Annotated in this window: 9 protein-coding genes; 1 reads left to right on the forward strand and 8 read right to left on the reverse strand. The window is 60.6% G+C overall.

Annotation, left to right across the window (positions count from 1 at the left end; all coding sequences use genetic code 11):
- Position 1: 1 nt before the first annotated feature.
- The 5 genes from CYD26_RS20260 to CYD26_RS20280 form a co-directional block, all read right to left on the reverse strand.
- Positions 2-982, reverse strand: coding sequence for an alpha-ketoacid dehydrogenase subunit beta (locus tag CYD26_RS20260; RefSeq protein WP_256588054.1), 981 nt, complete (start codon positions 980-982; stop codon positions 2-4).
- Positions 979-1,968 carry a pyruvate dehydrogenase (acetyl-transferring) E1 component subunit alpha gene (pdhA, locus tag CYD26_RS20265; protein ID WP_102053457.1) on the reverse strand — a complete coding sequence of 330 codons (990 nt, stop codon included), beginning with the start codon at positions 1,966-1,968 and terminating at the stop codon, positions 979-981. Before pdhA ends, CYD26_RS20260 begins: the two co-directional genes overlap by 4 nt.
- A complete protein-coding gene (acsA, locus tag CYD26_RS20270) occupies positions 1,965-3,728 on the reverse strand; it encodes an acetate--CoA ligase (RefSeq protein ID WP_102053458.1) in 1,764 nt (587 codons plus the stop codon). The genes pdhA and acsA overlap by 4 nt, the downstream gene beginning before the upstream one ends.
- Before the next feature lie 67 nt (positions 3,729-3,795).
- Positions 3,796-5,412, reverse strand: coding sequence for a chaperonin GroEL (groL, locus tag CYD26_RS20275; RefSeq protein WP_102053474.1), 1,617 nt, complete (start codon positions 5,410-5,412; stop codon positions 3,796-3,798).
- A gap of 128 nt (positions 5,413-5,540) precedes the next feature.
- Positions 5,541-7,823: a heavy metal translocating P-type ATPase gene (locus tag CYD26_RS20280; protein ID WP_102053459.1), complete on the reverse strand. Its 2,283-nt coding sequence runs from the start codon at positions 7,821-7,823 to the stop codon at positions 5,541-5,543.
- A gap of 355 nt (positions 7,824-8,178) precedes the next feature.
- On the opposite strand from CYD26_RS20280, the gene ftsH reads away from it, so the two are divergent.
- Positions 8,179-10,005 (forward strand): ATP-dependent zinc metalloprotease FtsH, encoded by a 1,827-nt coding sequence (gene ftsH / locus CYD26_RS20285; protein ID WP_102053460.1) that lies wholly within the window; start codon positions 8,179-8,181, stop codon positions 10,003-10,005.
- Between the two features lie 87 nt (positions 10,006-10,092).
- Here the strand turns inward: ftsH and CYD26_RS20290 are convergent, their stop codons facing one another.
- The 3 genes from CYD26_RS20290 to bcsZ form a co-directional block, all read right to left on the reverse strand.
- Positions 10,093-12,906 carry an ATP-binding protein gene (locus tag CYD26_RS20290; protein WP_102053461.1) on the reverse strand — a complete coding sequence of 938 codons (2,814 nt, stop codon included), beginning with the start codon at positions 12,904-12,906 and terminating at the stop codon, positions 10,093-10,095.
- Between the two features lie 285 nt (positions 12,907-13,191).
- Positions 13,192-16,629 (reverse strand): cellulose synthase complex outer membrane protein BcsC, encoded by a 3,438-nt coding sequence (gene bcsC, locus CYD26_RS20295; protein WP_102053462.1) that lies wholly within the window; start codon positions 16,627-16,629, stop codon positions 13,192-13,194.
- Entirely contained in the window at positions 16,617-17,717 is a 1,101-nt protein-coding gene (gene bcsZ / locus CYD26_RS20300) for a cellulose synthase complex periplasmic endoglucanase BcsZ (RefSeq protein WP_102053463.1), read from the reverse strand. Before bcsZ ends, bcsC begins: the two co-directional genes overlap by 13 nt.
- Positions 17,718-17,722: the final 5 nt, after the last annotated feature.

A 17,722-nucleotide genomic window follows, 5' to 3' on the forward strand; every position in this document is an offset into this window, starting at 1 on the left:
TTCACGTCCCTCGACACAGTTCATGGGCGGCGGCGACGATTGTCGCGACTTGTGGCAGCGAGGCTTCTTCGAGGTGCCGGGCATAGGGAATCGGTACCTCGGCACTGCACACCCTTGAGGGTGGCGCATCCAGCTCGAAAAAAGCCTGTTCGACGATCCGTGTAATGATTTCGGCTGCCAGGCTGCCACTGCGCCAGCCCTCATCGACAACCAGTGCGCGATGGGTCTTGCCGACGGAAGACATGAGGGTGGCATCATCCAGAGGACGCAGCACGCGCAGGTCGATGACCTCGCAATCAATGCCCTCGCCGGCCAGTTGCTCGGCTGCCTTCAGTGCTTTGCCGAGCGTGCCGCCATAGGCAATCAGGGTCAGGTCCTTGCCTGTTCGGCGGACCTTCGCGCTGCCGATATCCACGTGTTGCCAATCACCTGGGTCACCTTCGAGGTTGTAGAGTTGAGCATGCTCGAAGATCAGCACCGGATCCGGGTCCTGCAGCGCTGGCCAGAGCATGCCGCGAGCATCCTCGACGGTCGCTGGCGCAAGAATTTTCAACCCTGGGATATGGGCGTACCAGCCTTCCAGGCTGTGCGAATGCTGTGCGGCCAGTTGGCGCCCGGCCCCCGTCGCCATACGCACCACCAGCGGCACGGAAAACTGCCCACCGGACATATGCCTCAAGGCCGCCGCTGTGTTCATCAGCGGGTCCAGGGCGAGCAAACTGAAGTTGACCGTCATGATCTCGACGATCGGGCGCATGCCGCCCAGCGCCGCGCCGATACCGGCGCCCACGAACCCCAGCTCGGACAAGGGCGTGTCGCGAATGCGTTCGGGGCCGAACGCCTCAAGCAACCCCTTGGAGACGGCATAGCTGCCACCGTAACGCCCTACGTCCTCACCCATCAGGAACACCCGGGAATCCTTTTGCAACGCGTCGCGCAAGGCCTCGCGCAGGGCTTCACGGTAGGTCATGGACGGGTTCATGGCGCAGCCTGCGGGGTATGCACATCGCGGTACAGATCCTCAAGCGGCTCCAGGCTGCCGGCCTCGGCATCGGCAATCGCGGCCTCCACTTGCGCCTCCACCTGGGCCGCGATCGCGAGAAAACCGGCTTCGTCAACCACGCCCTGCGCCTTGAGCCGTGCGCTGTAGGTGTGGATCGGCCCACGTGCCTTCCATTGCTCCACTTCCGCCTTGTCGCGGTACAACTCCGGGTCGAACATGGAATGTGCGCGAAACCGATAGGTCTGAAACGCCAGGAAGTAAGGGCCACGCCCCGCCCGGACATGCTCAAGGGCTGCGCTCGTGGCTTGGTGCACGGCAATCACGTCCATGCCATCCACCGACTGAGTCGCGACCTTATAGGCCGCAGCCTTGGCGCACAGGTCGGTTTGCGATTGTGAGCGCGACAACGCGGTCCCCATGGCATAGAGGTTGTTTTCGCAACAAAACAGCACGGGCAGTTGCCAGAGTGCCGCCAGGTTCATTGACTCATGAAATGCACCCTCTGCCATCGCCCCTTCACCGAAGAAACACACCGAGACATCGGTCTTTCCCTGCATGCGGTCGGCCAGGGCCAGGCCGACGGCCAGCGGCAAACCACCCGCGACAATCGCGTTGCCGCCGTAGAAACGGGTCTTGGCATCGAACAGGTGCATCGAGCCGCCGCGGCCGCGTGAGCATCCCTCCTGATGCCCATACATCTCGGCGAAAATCGCCTGCATCGGCACCCCTTTGAGCAACGCGTGACCATGCTCACGGTAGGTCGAGACCACCGCATCGTGGGCGCCGAGTGCATGCATGACGCCAACAGCCACCGCCTCTTCACCGATATAAAGGTGCAGGAAACCGCGAATTTTTCCTTCGCCATAGAGTTCGGCGGCGCGCTCCTCGAAACGGCGGATACGCAGCATGTCACGGAGCAAGGCAAGCAGCACATCGTCTGCATAGGGCAACGACTGCGGGCTCATGACGGGTTCTCCAGGCTGGAGGTGTCACCTTCGGGCAAGCCCAGTTCCCTTGCCTTGAGCAGGCGCCGCATGAGCTTCCCGCTGCGGGTGTGTGGCAGTTGCGCGACGAACTCCAGCTCCTTGGGCGCGACCACCGCGCCCAGCCGCTTGCGCCCGTGACCAAGCAACTCGTCATGCAATTGCGGGCTGGCTGTGAAGCCGCTTTTGAGGGAGACAAAGGCCTTCACGGTTTCACCCAACAAAGGGTCGGGCTTGCCGATCACCGCCGCCTCCGCCACGGCCGGGTGCTCCATGAGCGAGCTCTCGACCTCGAACGGGCCGATCAGGTGTCCGGCCGACTTGATCACATCGTCGCTACGGCCAATGAACCAGTAATAGCCATCAGCATCCCGACGCACCAGGTCACCGCTCAGGTACCAGTCACCGACAAAACACTGACGGTAACGCGTTTCCTGTCCGAGATAGGCACGAAACATCGCCGGCCACGGCTGTTTCAGGGCCAACTCGCCGACCTCTTCATCTGCCAGGAAGCACAAGGTGCCATCTGCATTGAGCGAGACAATCGCGGCGTCCACGCCCGGCAGCGGCTTGCCCATGGAGCCGGGCTTGATGTCCATCGACACGGTGTTGGCAATCATGATGCCGCCCGTTTCGGTCTGCCACCAATTGTCATGGATCGGCAGGCCCAACACCTCCTTGCCCCACCAGACCGCCTCTGGGTTAAGCGGCTCGCCAACGCTGGCAATGAACCGCAAACAGTCAAAATGATGGTTGTGCGCCAGTGCTGCGCCGGCTTTCATCAGTAAACGGATCGCCGTCGGTGCCGTGTACCAGACCGTAATCCGCTGGGCTTCAAGCATGCAGTACCAGCGCTCGGCGTCGAACTCGTTGCTGTCGACCACGCTGGTCACCCCCAGCAACAGGGGCGCGAAGATGCCATAGGAGGTACCCGTGACCCAGCCAGGATCGGCGCTGCACCAATAGATATCATCAGGGTGCAGATCCAACGCGTACTTGCCCGTGACCCGGTGAGTCAACGCCGCGCCATGAACATGCAGCACCCCCTTGGGCGTGCCCGTCGTGCCGCTGGTGAAATGCAAAAGCGCAGGGCTGTCAGGGGTAGTCTGGGCAACCGGGAACTGCTCATCAGCCTCGTCCAACAACGGCTGCAAGCGGAGTGTGCCGGCCAACGGCTCGATCTCGGCGCCCTGCTCGTCATAGAGCAGCACGTGCCGGAGCGCGGGCAAGCGCTCACGAATGGCCGCGACCTTACGTCGATAAAGCGCTTCAGTGGTCAACAGCACGCGGCCCTCGCCAAGGCGCAGGCGCGTTTCGATCGGCTCGGGACCAAATGCGCAGAACAGTGGCGACACCACGCAACCAAGCTTCAAGCCGCCAAGCACGCCGAGGTACAACTCCAGCCCTCGGTTACACAGCATGAACACGCGCTCGCCCGGCTGCACACCCAAGCGGTTCAGCAGGCTGGCAAAACGATTGCTCAGCAGGCTCAGTTGGGCATAGCTGATGTCTCGGCAACCGCCGTTACGTTCAACCAACCGCAATGCCGTATGCTCCCGGCGCTCGCCCAGCGCATGCCGGTCAACGGCCTCATAGGCGAGGTTCAACCCTCCGCCCGGCAATCCGGCCAACTCGGCTGCTTGCGCCTGCCAGGAAAACCTCTCCCGGGCTTGCCTGCTATCGAGCCAATTCGGTGTCACCGGGCACTCGCCCATGGTTTTGGTAATAAGCGTCGGGTGCATGATTGACCTCTTGAGTGCCCTGCCCGGCTAGCGCAAAGCCCCCCTGAGCGACAGGCGCAGGGGCCTGTCACTCAGGGAGCTGCATGGACGGTGATGGTTCCTTTTCCGGGATATCGGTCATGGTGGCTTCGGTCAACAGCAGGATGCTGGCCACTGACACCGCGTTTTCCAAGGCGATGCGCACCACCTTTGTCGGGTCGATGATGCCGGCCTCAAACATGTCCACGTAGCGGTTGCTGGAGGCATCAAAGCCAATGTTGGCGGGCTCTGCGAGCATGCGCGCGACGACGACCCCGGCATCTACCGCAGAGTTTTCCGCAATCACCCTCGCCGGTGCCTCCAAGGCCCGGCGCAGAATCTGCAGGCCCGTCTTGAAGTCCCCTTCACTGGTCGCTTCCTCGGCCGCAATCACCGGAATGGCCTTGAGCAGCGCCAGCCCACCGCCAGGGACGATGCCCTCGGCAATGGCCGCACGCGTCGCTGAAATGGCATCATCCAGGGCATCCTTGCGGACTTTCATCTCGGCTTCGGAAGGTGCGCCTACACGGATCACCGCAACACCGCCCGACAGCCTGGCCAGGCGTTCCTGAAGTTTCTCTCGATCGTAGTCGCTGGTGGTGCTGTCCATTTGCTGACGCAGGTGTTGCAGCCGCGCCTCAATCGCCTCACGCGTACCCGCGCCGCCAATCAGTGCCGTGCTGTCCTTCTGTACAACGACACGATGCGCTTGCCCCAACTGGCTCAATTCGACCTGTTCCAATTCAATGCCCAGCTCGCTGGAAATCACCGTTCCACCGGTCAGGACAGCAATGTCCTGGAGCATCTCCTTGCGTCGGTCACCAAACCCCGGGGCCTTGATCGCCACTGCGCGCAATACGCCGCGAATCTGGTTGACGACCAGCGTGGTCAGGGCTTCACCCTCGATGTCATCGGCAATCAGCACCAGCGGCTGGCCACTTTTAGCAACCTTCTCAAGCAGTGGCAGCAGGTCTTTGAGAAGGCCGATCTTGTGGTCACAGAGCAGCAGGTAAACCTCATCGAGCTCCACCTGCATTTTCTCGGTATCGGTCACAAAATACGGCGAGACATAACCACGGTCGAAGCGCATGCCCTCCATGACTTCGACCATGGTTTCGGTGGTCTTGGACTCTTCGACGCTGACGACGCCCTCAATACCGACTTTTTCCAGGGCATCCGCCACCCATTGACCGATGCTGGCATCGTTATGAGCCGAAAGTGTGGCCACCTGGGCCTTCTCTTTGAAGGAGCTCACCGGACGCGACTGGTCATGCAGCGACTGCATCACCAGCGCCAACCCACGGTCCAGGCCGCGCTTGAGGTCAATGGCACTGGCACCCGCGACGACGTTGCGTATGCCATCGGCGAGGATCGCATGGGCCAGCAAGGTCGAGGTGCTGGTGCCATCCCCCACTGCATCGCCCGTACGCTCGGCCGCCTGACGCAGCATCTGCGCACCGAGGTTCTCCTCGGGGTCCTGCAGATCGACCCGTTTGGCAATGGTCACACCGTCATTGCAGACGATGGGGTTGCCCCATTTGCTCTGGATCAGCACCGATTTCGATTTGGGCCCGAGGGTCACGCGAACCGCATCTGCCAGTTGCGCCGCACCGCAGAGAATCTTCTCGCGCGCAGCGGAACGGAAGAGAATTTTTGTGTGAGCCATCAGCATGCACTCCGGGGTAGTTCAGCCACCGACCTGTACTGACAGCCTCCATGAATGCCCCCGGGCAGCCTTGACTTTTATCAAAAAAGCCCACATTTGCAGACGTTCCCGGATGTGTGGCGCGCAACTCAGGCACTGTCCCTGAACGCGTGATAAAGCTCCTCTTCCTGAGCAAAGTGCATACGCAGGATTGCATCCAGGCCGTACAAGAGCCGCTGGATTTCCTGCAGGTAGGCGGGGTCGGGCCCCTCTGCCGGCAGATCCTGCGCAATGTGTGCAAGCCGCCGGGTAATACGAAAAATCTCGCGGTGTGTATTGTTCATCGCCGCCATCGGGTCATCACCTCCTGTCAGGATGGCGATGCGTGGGTACAGCTCACTGTCGTCCTGACGCTCGTGAGGCACTAGCTGATTCAGTAAACGCTCATTCAACGCAGCAAGTTCAGCTGCCGCGACCGGGCCGGACAAACTGTTAAGGCGATCGGCCAGGGACCTGACACTCTCCAGCACGGGCTTGAGCTGTTGGTGCTCAACCTGCAACTGTGCCCACTGCTCGCTCGACAACACGCCCGCTGGGCGTGCCGCCCCCACCTGGCGAGCACGCAACGCACTGAGGATCGCGAGCAAATCGATCACCTCCTGCAACAAGGCGCCTGCGACAGGCGGTAAATAGCCGAACGCTGCAGCGATCATCGCCACCAGTGTCAGACCCATGCCGACACCAACGCTCTGAACCGCAATTCGGCGCGTTCGACGTGCCACGACCAGAGCTTCCGCCAGGCGATCCAGACGGTCTACCAGCAAGACCACATCCGCCGCCTCGGACGAGGCATCTGCGCCGCGTACGCCCATGGCGACACCGATGTCAGCCGCCGCCAGCGCCGGGGCATCGTTCACGCCGTCGCCCACCATGATGACCACACCATCGCGGCGTGCCGCCTGGATAGCGGCGAGCTTGTCGCCAGGCGTTTGCTCGGCAAGGACTTCGCTCACACCGAGTACGGCGCCGATCGACTCGGCAACGTTTTGCCGGTCGCCGGTCAGCATCACGAAGCGCTCTATCCCCGCTCTGCGCAACAGGCGCAGGGCTCTCGGTGTTTCCAGACGAATCTCGTCGGTCAGGTGCAGCGCCCCGAGCATCACGCCCTCAACCCCGACAAACACCCCACATGCGCCGTCGTACCTCAGGCTTTGAAGAAACAACTGGCTCCAGGCTGCCGGCGCAGTGGAGCGCATCACATAGGCAAAGCTACCGACGCTTACTGTCTTGCCATCCACCCGTCCAGACACCCCTGCCCCCGGTTCCTCGGCCACTTGCGTCGGAACTGAAAGCACAAGGCCGCGCTCACGTGCCGCAGCCACTACTGCGGCGGCAATCACGTGATTGGAGGCCTGCTCCAGGGACGCCGCAAGGCGCAGGACCTCCTCGGCAGCGGTGCCTGGCTCACACTGAATGGCAACGAGGCGCGCATTGCCTCCCGTCAGGGTGCCGGTCTTGTCGAAAAACAGGATGTTGGCCTGAGCGAGCCGCTCCAGCGCACCGCCCCCTTTCACCAGCACCCCTCTGCGCGCGCAGCGGGACACGCCGGAAACGATCGCCACCGGCACCGCCAGAATCAGTGGGCACGGCGTTGCGACGACCAATACCGCCAGCAGCCGAATCGGGTCGCCGGTAAAAAACCAGGCCGCGCCTGCCACGGCCAGCGTCAGCGGTACGAACAACAGGGCATAACGGTCCGCCAGCCGGGTGACCGGGCTACGCGTTGCTTGTGCCGAGGCAACCAGCCGGACGATCCCGGCAAACGTGCTATCGGCAGCGCTGGCGCTCGCCATCATGTCAAACGCCGCACCGGCGTTGATCGCCCCACTGCGCACGGTGTCGCCGGACAGCCGCCGGGCGGGCAAGGACTCCCCGCTCAAGGTGGACTCGTCCAGCTCTGCCGTGCCGCTCAAGGTACCGTCAACCGGCACCACTTCACCGCTGCGTACCAACAATCTGTCGCCCGGTACCACCTGATCAAGGCTGACCTGCAGCAGTTGACCGTCTTCATAACGGTTAGCCAAGCGTGGGGCTCGGTTCAACAATGCCGTCATTTCACGGCGAGCCTGCGCTTGGGCGTAATCTTCCAGGGCCCGCCCGCTGGCCACCATCAGGCCAATGACCGCTGCCGTGAAGACTTCGTCCAGCCCCAGCGCCAGGCCGATCGACAGCAAGGCCAGCACATCAACCCCGGCTTGACGACGCAGCAGGGTTTTGACGATATCAATGACAAGCCCCAGCAGGACCGGCAACACCCCCGCCAGCCACAGCCCATGCGCCAGTGCAACTTGCGCGTTCAGGTAGAGCAACCCGCCGGCCAACAACGTGATAGCGGACACTATCAACAGGGCCCGATAGGGCAATTGCGACATGAACGGCACAGTGGTCACGTCACAATTGCAACCGTGGACGAACCGGCGCCGTGTCGCTCAGCGACGCCAGGCGCAGATGACAGAAGCTGTCGGCGCTCGCATACCGTTGAATCGACTTCAAGGGTGCCCCCAGTGCGACATGCCCCGCTTGTTCAACCGGGGCAATCAATGTTGGGCATTCGGCCCAAAAGGGTTGATGCAACAGATCAAGCGTAGGCGAGATGTTCCTGCATAGCCAAACTGCTCCGCCAGCTACGCTTTGTTCTATGGTTGAAGCATCAAAACCTTAAAGGAAGTGGGCCATGCCATCACTTGAACCCGTCCGCGGCTGCGCGGTTCATGACGAGCCGCAGCCATGAAGAACTTTCGCTGGGAATTTGCATTCTTTGCGTTCGCCTTTATCGCCCTGGTCATGCTGCAGTTCATGCAGTCCAATCGGAATCCGGTAGAACCCATTCCTTACAGCCAGTTCCTCCAACTGTTGGAGGCCCATAAAGTCACGGACCTGAAGATCGAGCGGGAGCAGATTTCCGGCACACTGGAAGAACCGATCAACGGCCATAAGCAGTTTTCGACGGTACGGGTCGACCCGGCCTTGGCCACTGAGCTCAGTGCGTCCGGAGCCGATATCCGCTTTACCGGCATACCGGAAAACTCCTTTGGTAGCCAGTTGCTGGGCTGGCTCATGCCACTGGTGTTGTTGATGTTTGTCTGGAACCTGATCATGCGCTCGATGGCAGGGAAACAAGGCATGGGCGGCCTGATGGGAGTCGGAAAATCCAGGGCAAAAATCTTCGTCCAGCAAGAGACGGGCGTGACCTTCGCGGATGTAGCGGGGATCGACGAGGCCAAGGCCGAACTGGTCGAAATCGTCTCCTTCCTTAAAGACAAGGCCAAGTACGCTCGCCTGGGCGCCCACATCCCCAAAGGTATCCTGTTGGTCGGGCCTCCAGGCACCGGCAAGACCTTGGTCGCCAAGGCCGTGGCCGGTGAAGCGGGTGTACCGTTCTTTTCCATTTCCGGCTCGGAGTTCGTCGAGATGTTCGTGGGCGTGGGCGCGGCCAGGGTGCGCGACCTCTTCGAGCAGGCCCGTGCAGCCGCGCCCTGCATCATCTTTATCGATGAACTGGATGCCTTGGGGAAAATGCGCGGGGTCGGTGCCTTTGGTGGCAACGATGAAAAAGAGCAGACACTCAATCAGTTGCTGGCCGAACTGGATGGCTTCGATCCGCGCGAGGGGGTGGTCTTGCTGGCAGCAACCAACCGCCCCGAAATCCTCGACCCGGCACTGATGCGCGCCGGTCGCTTCGACCGGCAGATCATCATCGACCGGCCTGACCGCAAAGGCCGTAGCGAGATTCTCAAGGTCCACCTGAAGAACGTCACGGTTGACCCATCGATCAATAGCGAACGTATCGCCGACATCACCACGGGCTTTACCGGTGCAGACCTGGCGAACCTGGTCAACGAAGCGGCGATCGTCGCAACCCGACGCGGCGCCCAGACCGTCACGCTAGATGACTTCACTGCCGCAGTGGAACGAATCGTTGCCGGCGTGGAGCGCAAAAGCAGCTTGCTGCTGCCGCAGGAGCGCCAGGTGGTCGCCTATCACGAAATGGGCCACGCCTTGGCCGCAGCAACGCTGCCGGCCATGGATCCGGTGCATAAGGTCTCCATCGTACCCCGTGCGGTCGGCGCCCTGGGCTACACCCTGCAACGTCCAAACGCCGATCACTTCCTGGTCAGTTGCCAAACGCTGAAAGATCGTATGGTCGTGCTGATGGCCGGGCGTGCTGCCGAATTCATCATCTATGGCCAAATCTCCACCGGGGCCGCCGACGACCTCGCCAAGGCCACCGACATCGCCCGGCAGTTGGTTACCCGTTTTGGCATGAGTGAAACCCTCGGCCAGGCCGTGCTGGAGCGGCACACCGCAAGTTACCTGGGAGAAAACCTGCTGGCCGCACGCGACAAGGACTATTCGGAACATACCGCGCGCGAGATCGACCTGGCGATCAGAGGGCTGCTTGAGGATGCCTACGGTCGAGCCAAGGCGTTGCTTGAACAGCGCCGGACCGATCTGGATACCGGCGCAAGACTGCTATTGGAGAAAGAAACCCTGACTCCCGAGGAGTTCCCGGCATTGGTGTCAGTGAGCACAGTGCAGAACTTTTGCAACTGAAGGGTGCCGCTCGCGCCCCACGACTCAAGCAAGCGCAGGCTAACCTCGACGTCGTCGATAATGACCCTGCGGGTATCCGTGGGAATATCAGTGAACGACCAGACGTTCCTGTTGCAGCAGTGCGCTGACCAACGTTCGCAACTCATCCAACACGAGTGGTTGCTTGAGTGCCGCCTGAAACTCACACCCAAGCATTGCCAATGACCTGGGGCAAGAACCCAGCAGAATCACAAGCACCCCATCGCCACCTGGCAAGCGTCGCAGTTGTTGCAGTGCATCGCCGAGCTCGCTGCCCTGCCGGTCGCAATCGACCAGCAGTATTGCCGGAGCCCCTTGGGCTCGAACCTGTGACAGGCACTCGGCTATGCTCCCGGCATCCAGCGTCACCATTCCCTGAAGCGCAGTGTCAATGCAGTGGCGGGTCGCATCGTCGTCACCCACGTAGTACAACCGCGGCGCAGGTGCCGACACGGCATGTGCCGGGCGGGCATTGGCATGGGCCAAGTCGATCCAGAAGCGGCTGCCAACACCTGGCTCACTGCACAGCCCCATACGTGCGCCCATCAGTTCAGCAAGCTCGCGACATAACGCAAGGCCAATGCCGGTGCCCTGAATGGTCGTGTTTTCCTTTCCCAACCGCTGGAAGGGCTCGTACAGCGCATGCTGCAACTCCGGGGCAATGCCGTACCCACCGTCCTCGACAAACAACCGAACCCGATCACCACAGGTCTCCACTCCCATTAGCAGGCGCCCTTCAGGGCGGTTGTACTTGATCGCGTTGGACAGCAGGTTAAGCAGGACCTGACGCAAACGCCGGGCATCAGCCAGTACACTCAATAAACCTTGCGCCGGCTGTAGCACCAGGTGCAGCCCGGCAGCCTCGGCCTGGGAACGGACCATTTCGGCACACTCGCGCATCAGGCCAGTCACCTCAACGGCCCGCAGTTGCAGGCGCGGTGTCTCGGCCTGCAAGCTGGACCAGTCCAGCAAGTCGTTGACCAGATGCGTGAGGTGCTCGCTGGCCCCAAGGATTTCGTTCAGTGGCTGCACCTCGGCCTGTTGCTCATCCGCCTGCATGCGGAGTAACTGGGCGAAACCATAAATGGCATTGAGCGGTGTACGCAGCTCATGGCTCATGCTGGAGATGAAGCGCGACTTGGCCTGGCTTGCGGCCTGCGCCTCCAATGTGCGGCGACGCAGATCCTCTTCCACCTGTTTGAGGGTATCGATGTCGACGAAGGTTCCTGCTGCGACACGCGCCTCAGCGCCGCTCTCATCAATCAGACGGCCCCGGCAAAGTAACCAGAGCGGCGTTCCATCCGCCCGCAACAGGCGCAGCTCCAGATCGACTCGCGACGTGTGCCCCTGGCTAAGTGCATCCAACGCCTTGTCCAGAGCCGGGATATCCTCAGCATAGACGTGACGATGGAAGGCCGCTCGCGTCAGCGCTGAGCCCGCAAGGTTGAAGCGTTGGCAGAGCTCACCGTGCAGCAACAGAACGTCGTCCTCAAGACGATACTCCCACAGACCTGCGGTTATGCTCTCCACGACCAGGTTCAGGTGCTGCTGGGCCGTGTTACGTTGTGCCTCGCTGGCAGCAAGTTGCTTGCCCATGGACAGCACATCACCGGCCATGTCGTCCAACTCTTGAATATCCGACGCGGCACGTTGTGGATGCCATACGCCGCGACCGATCTGCCGCAACATCTCACCAATGTCACCGATGGGACGGCGCAGCCGTTCGCTGAGCGTGCGGGCACGGACCCACATGAACGTGAAGAACCCGAGATAGAACACCACCAACCCGACAATCATCAAATAGCCGATGTTGCGGTAGTGGCTGGCCAGGTTGTTGGTCGCGGCCATGACCTCCCGCTTGTCGGCAATCGCCAGCAAACGCCAGCCGGCTGGATGTATTTCACTCCAGGCGACCAAGTGCGGCCGGCCGCTCAGCGTCACCTCGGTATTGCCGCTGCTCTGCCGGGTGAGCGCCCCCACAAGGTCATTGAAATCCGCTCGCTGCGTCAGGCTGAAATCGTCAGACCTCAAGTGATCGCCTTGCAGTGCTTTCAGCGTGTCCTGCGAGGTGGCCTCAGGCAACGCGAATTCATGCTCTGCCTCAGGCGGCAGCGCCATGATCTTCATGTCGCCGCTGACCAGCATCAGGTAACCGCCCCACGGCACCTTGAGCTTGCCGATTTCATCAAGGATGCCGTCCACCGTAATATCCAGGCCCACAACGCCTTCGAGGAAGTCTCCTGTGTAGACCGGCTGAATCGCCGACATCATCCAACCATGCCCTGCCGGGTCAAGGTAGACATCGGTCCAGCGTGTAGCGCGCTGCGGATTATGTGTAGCGTCGGCAAGGTAGTAAAAGTTGTACCCAGGAATCTGCATATCCTGTGGGTACTGCTGGTCAGCGCGAATCCAGGGGTAGATGCGGTTGTAGCTGTCCCAACTATTGAAGTAGACGCTCGCCACCAGCGGCTCGTGACGCTTGATTTCGCGCATCAACGGGTCAAGTTGTGCCAGTCGCCTGACCTTGCTCAGGTCCTGGCGCGAAGGGGGCGTTACAGACGAGTAGAAGGACGCCGCTCCACCGAGGTCATGCGGGCTGAAAAGCGCCCCGCCCGATGTGCGTTCCAGGCTTTCCATTGCGCCCTGAACAGGGGTACGCAATGCATTGGCTGTCATTTGCGCGAACATGCCCGTGATGCCGGCAATGTGCCCGAGCTGGTCTTGAACAATACGTGCATTTTGCTCAGCGGTGGCGCTGAGGCTGTCGACTGCATTGTGCTCCAGGTACTCGAGCTGGGATTCGCGAACGGCTTGGTTACTGAACATATAGCAAGCGATCAGTATCGTTTCCACCAACACCAGCGGAATCAACGCGCTTTGCACAAATGCTCGCCATATCCATTGGCGCAATCCTGTCCTGGTAGGACGTTTACTCACTTGGCTTCCCTGTAGATGATGGCAAGTTGCATTAGCGGATGATATTAATTTGATTTAGCTCGATATTAACCTGCCTCCAGCAAATTTTCCTTATGGGACGCGACCGCTTTATCACCTGTGGCAACAGGTGACTTGGCGCAAACCAGCAGTCTAGAAGCGTTTAAAAATGCAGATGAATGATCTGCGACTAGCGTCGCAGATCACAAGGGAGGGAGGCTGTTAGCGCAAGGACTAAAGGAAGTCAGCGTAGGGTGTCACCGGCTCTATCGGAAGCGGCAGGTTGCCTTGCCAGACATCGAAGCTGTACCGCAGGTAGAGAACGACCGTACTGGGTGCGTAAGCGTCGCTGTGCTGCCAGGTGATGCCCGACCCGAGGACCATGTGATCCGTGAGTCGACGCTCGAACAAGCCCTGGAGGCGGATGCTGGCGCCGCTGCTGCTACCCGAGCTCGACGTCAGGCTGCCGCCATCCAGCACTTCATAACCTGCGTTTCTTATCAAGCTCTGAAGCTTGGAACTGGAGATGGCATCAGTATTGGCGTGAGACCAGCCAACCGAGCTTTCAAGACGCACCGACCAGTCGCTGTTGCGCCAGTTATAGTTCAGCGGAACGCTCACTGAGTAATACTTCTGCGGGCTGTAGTACCCACCGTTACCCAGGGTGTATTCGTCCTGATTGTTATCGTAACCCCAGTACATCAGGGTCAACCCGGTACGCAGGCGCTCATCGGCACGATCGATCAGCCGGTAATAGTAACCCGCCATCGCCGAACGCTTCTGGTTGTTCTCGACGTTTTTACCACGCAGCCAGTAGCTGCCAAGGCTGGCCCATATACCGTCAACCCCTCCCTGGTCGTGGCTCAGGCTCAGGGTCAACCCATTGGACGTAACGCCACCCCAACGAATCCCGGTATTAGGGTCGACAGCGCCGGAATACGACACCACGGAGTTGGAAACGGGACGCCGCGAGGCGGTCAGCCGCCAGCCGAGTGTGTGCCAATCACTGCCGTAGCTGACGCCCCCCAGCCAATTGGGAATTTCAAACGTGTCCGGCGTACGGCCAAGGTCGAAAGACCATTGAGCGTTGTTCCAGCCCAGTGCCATGGCAGGGCCACTGACACTTTGCGATTCGTTCACGCACCCCTTGGGCAACACGGCTCCCGTACTCTGTCTACGCAACTGTACCGAACAGGTGCCGAAGTCCGTCGTGGTACGCCCATCGGCGTTGGTCTTGAAGCTGTCGGCATTCAGGTCAATGTTTTCCGCCTGCAGGAAGCCGTGTCCTTCAAGCAGCGGCGTATCAACCCGCACGATGCTGGTCTGGGTCACCAGATCGGAGATACCTGACGCTGAGTTGTCGGTACGCCAGAGGTAGTCGTGGTAAAGGGTGATCGTCGGGCTCGTCTGTTGGTACAGCTTGTCGACATCACTGCGCAAGCTGCTTGCCAACCAATCATCGCCGTCTTGCTCTCGGCTCGCCAGGGTCAGGGCTCGATCATCCCGCGGTACGGCTTGTTCGGGTGTCAGCATGCCAGCAGCCGCCATGCCCCGTGCGTAATAGTCCAACGCCTGCTGAGGGTTATCCTTGGCTATCGAACGAGCCGCATCGCGGTATATCACGGGGTCGGTCTGTGGTGTCTTCATCAACTGGGCGAACACCGCATTGGCCTTGTCACGCTCGCCCACCGCAGCCCAGGCATTGGCCAGCCGACGCTGATACGCCGCGTCCTGGGAAGGCTTGAGTGATTGCAGCGCTTGACGCGCCGATGCTTGTTGGCCGCTGGCAATCAGGGTTTCGATCATCCCCAACTGGGCGTCGGCGTTCTGTGGTTCCTTCTCCAGAACAGTCCGATAGTAACGTTGAGCCTTGGCATACTCGCCCCGCTGCAATGACCAGTCAGCCAGCGTCGCGTAGTCGTCAACCGTGGCTGAACGCAGCAACAAAGCCTCAGCCTGATCTTCCTGACCGCGCTCACGCAGCGCCGAGACCTGGGCTTGCAGCTGGCGACGACGCAACCGGTTGGCCAGTTCGTGCATGTTATCGGTCCATGCCGATACGGGTATTTTCGAGAGCGAATCCTGAGCCTCGGCATCGCGCGAATCACTGGCCAGGTAGAGGGCATGGGCGTAGCGGGTTTCGCTGTCCTGCCCCTTGCGCTGCAACAATTGACGGAAACTGTCATCGGCAGCTGCGCGTTGCCCCAACTCACGCTGACTGTTGGCCAAACGATAGGTCAACCACGGATCGTCTGGCGCCAATACCCTGGCCTTGCTCAATGAAGCAGCCACCTGTGCCCAGTCGGCACGCTGTGCCGCCGCATCGGCCTGCTCCTTGAGCCGATCCAGCGCCAAGCTATCGCGCAAGGCGGCAAACTCTCGCTGTTCGGACGGCGACAGGCTGTCGAGAAAGGCTTCTGCCTTGCCCGGCGATTGTGATTGGTAAAGCCTCACCAGTGCACGCACGACACTGCCATTGCCAGGCTCAAGTTTACGTGCCTTGAGCAGCAGCGTTTCAGCTTGCGTATCACGCTGTTGCGCACGGGCGACAGCAGCCAGCCCGACCAGGGCATCGGCATCGCCGGGCTTGGCATCATGGGCACGTTGGTAAAAGCCCTGAGCGGCGCTGTACTCCTTTCGCTCTAATGCGGCATCCCCTTTCTGTAACAGCATCCATTGATAGTTGGCTGTCTTGAGATCGGCCCACTTGCTGATCCAACGGGAATCCTGCTCTTTGCTCAACGCACTGGAAAATGCGTCATATGCGCCTTCGTACTTTTTCTGACGCATCAGGGCAATACCCAGGGCCCCATGCAGGCTGGGGTCCTCGGGATACTTGATCAAGGCACGACGCAAGTCCGCTTCGGCATTGGCGTTTTTCCCCTCATCAACCAGCTTCTTGCCGGTTATACCAGCACGCCAGGCAGGATCGCCCAGCAGTTGCTGCTGGCGCTGCAGTTGGTTTCGGGCATCTTCCTTGATCGGCAAATGACGGTAGTGCTCGATGAAGCCTTGCCAGGCCTGCGCACTTTCACTGCCCATCGGCATATCCAACAGCGCTTTGTACTCGCGCTCCGCATCACGTTTTTGCGCAGTCAGCAGCCTGCCCATCAGCTTTTGCAATTCGACATTGCCTGGGTACTGCTGATCCAGTTCATACAAGTGCTCAATAGCCATATCGCGCTGGGCTGGGATATTGCTGCGAACACTCCAGAATTCCATGGTTGTAATGAAATCGGGCGGCCCCTTGTCGAACAGTTGCTCATAGAGTTTGGCCGACTCTTCAGCGCGCCCCGCCGCCGCCAGCAAGCGTGCTTCCTGCAAGCGCTTCTGCCCTTCCGGCGTTTGCAGCATCAGCAGGTCCTCAGCATGCTGCAGTTGCGGGGAACCTGGCGCCTGGCTGCGTAACTGCGCCACGCGCGCCTCTGCCAGCGCTGGATTTTTTTGCTGCAACGCCTGACGCACCTTGGCCAGCAGCACTTCAGGGTCGTTGGGCGCGATCAACTCCAGACGTGCCAAGGAGTCACGCACCAAGTCTTCACGGTAAGACGCCTCGCCAATACGGACTTGCTCCAATAACCACTGCTGCTGATCATTGCTACTCATTGGTTGGGCCAGCGCTGCACCCGATAGACAGCTAAACAACAGTCCCCACGTTCTTATTCTTTGCATGAATCAACCCAGCTCGGCACAAGCCGGCCCTCCTTGTTGAATCGATAACGACGGTCATCCCACCCCTGACCAAACATTGTCAGCGACTGGTTGTAATAAGCATTGGCCTGAGGCGGCTCCTGATGCAGGCGCTGACGCTGCGCCTGCAACGCCGCGACGGACGTCGGATCACTGGCCAGCAAGGGTAACAGCGCTGCCGAAAAGCCAACAGGGCCAATACCGGTGTGAGCTCCGGTTGCACTGTCGACAGACGCTGGAGGGAAGCCGTCACGAGTGCTTACCTCGACCATCGGCAGGAAGTGCTTGAGCAAATCGGTTCGTCCGGGGGCATCCGGCGCCAGCATACCGAGCCACAAGTACACCCGGATCGCATCGTAACTACCCTCACTGCCTTTAACAGCATCCACCTTCCAGCCCTGCCCCTCGCGCCAGAGAAGCCAGTCAGGGGCAAAGCCCTTGGGCGTTCCCTCAAGCAACATCCGTCGTGTGTTGTCTGCCAGCTCAGCCCAAATCGGCGACTCCAGGGAAAACCGGGCGAGCAACGGCAACGGCAAGTAACTGGGGTTCAGGCGCCAGCCCTCTGCAGTCTCGAAACCTGTGTCGCCAGGTAATAGCATCAAACCCAGACCTGGCAGTTTACGCAGGCTTTGCGCGGCGCTGCGCCAGAGCATATTGCGCCCCAGCGTCACATAGTCCTCCCGCCCCCACAGGCGCCCGGCCTCAAGCAGGCTGTAAGCGATCCACAGGTCGGCATCACTGGCATTGTTGGTATCGAGCACCGACCAATGACCGTGCTGATCCTTGCCCCATTTCCAGGCCGGCAAGTGTCGGCTCAGATCACCCTCGGCAAGGTTGTTCTGGGTCCAGCGCAACAACTGAGCAAAGCTGTCCCGATCATTGGCCAGCAGGGCAAAGAACATCCCATACCCCTGCCCCTCTGAGGTCGTAATTTGTTGCTTCGAGGAACGATCAATGACACGCCCGTCCTGACTCAACAGCGCGTGCTTGTAACCCTCCCAGGCGGGCCACAGGCATTCGCTGGCACTGACCGGCACCACAACGCTCAACGCCAGTGCAAGAGCCCCCATGTCCT

Source organism: Pseudomonas sp. FFUP_PS_473 (genome assembly GCF_002858665.1).
GTDB classification, from domain to species: domain Bacteria; phylum Pseudomonadota; class Gammaproteobacteria; order Pseudomonadales; family Pseudomonadaceae; genus Aquipseudomonas; species Aquipseudomonas defluvii.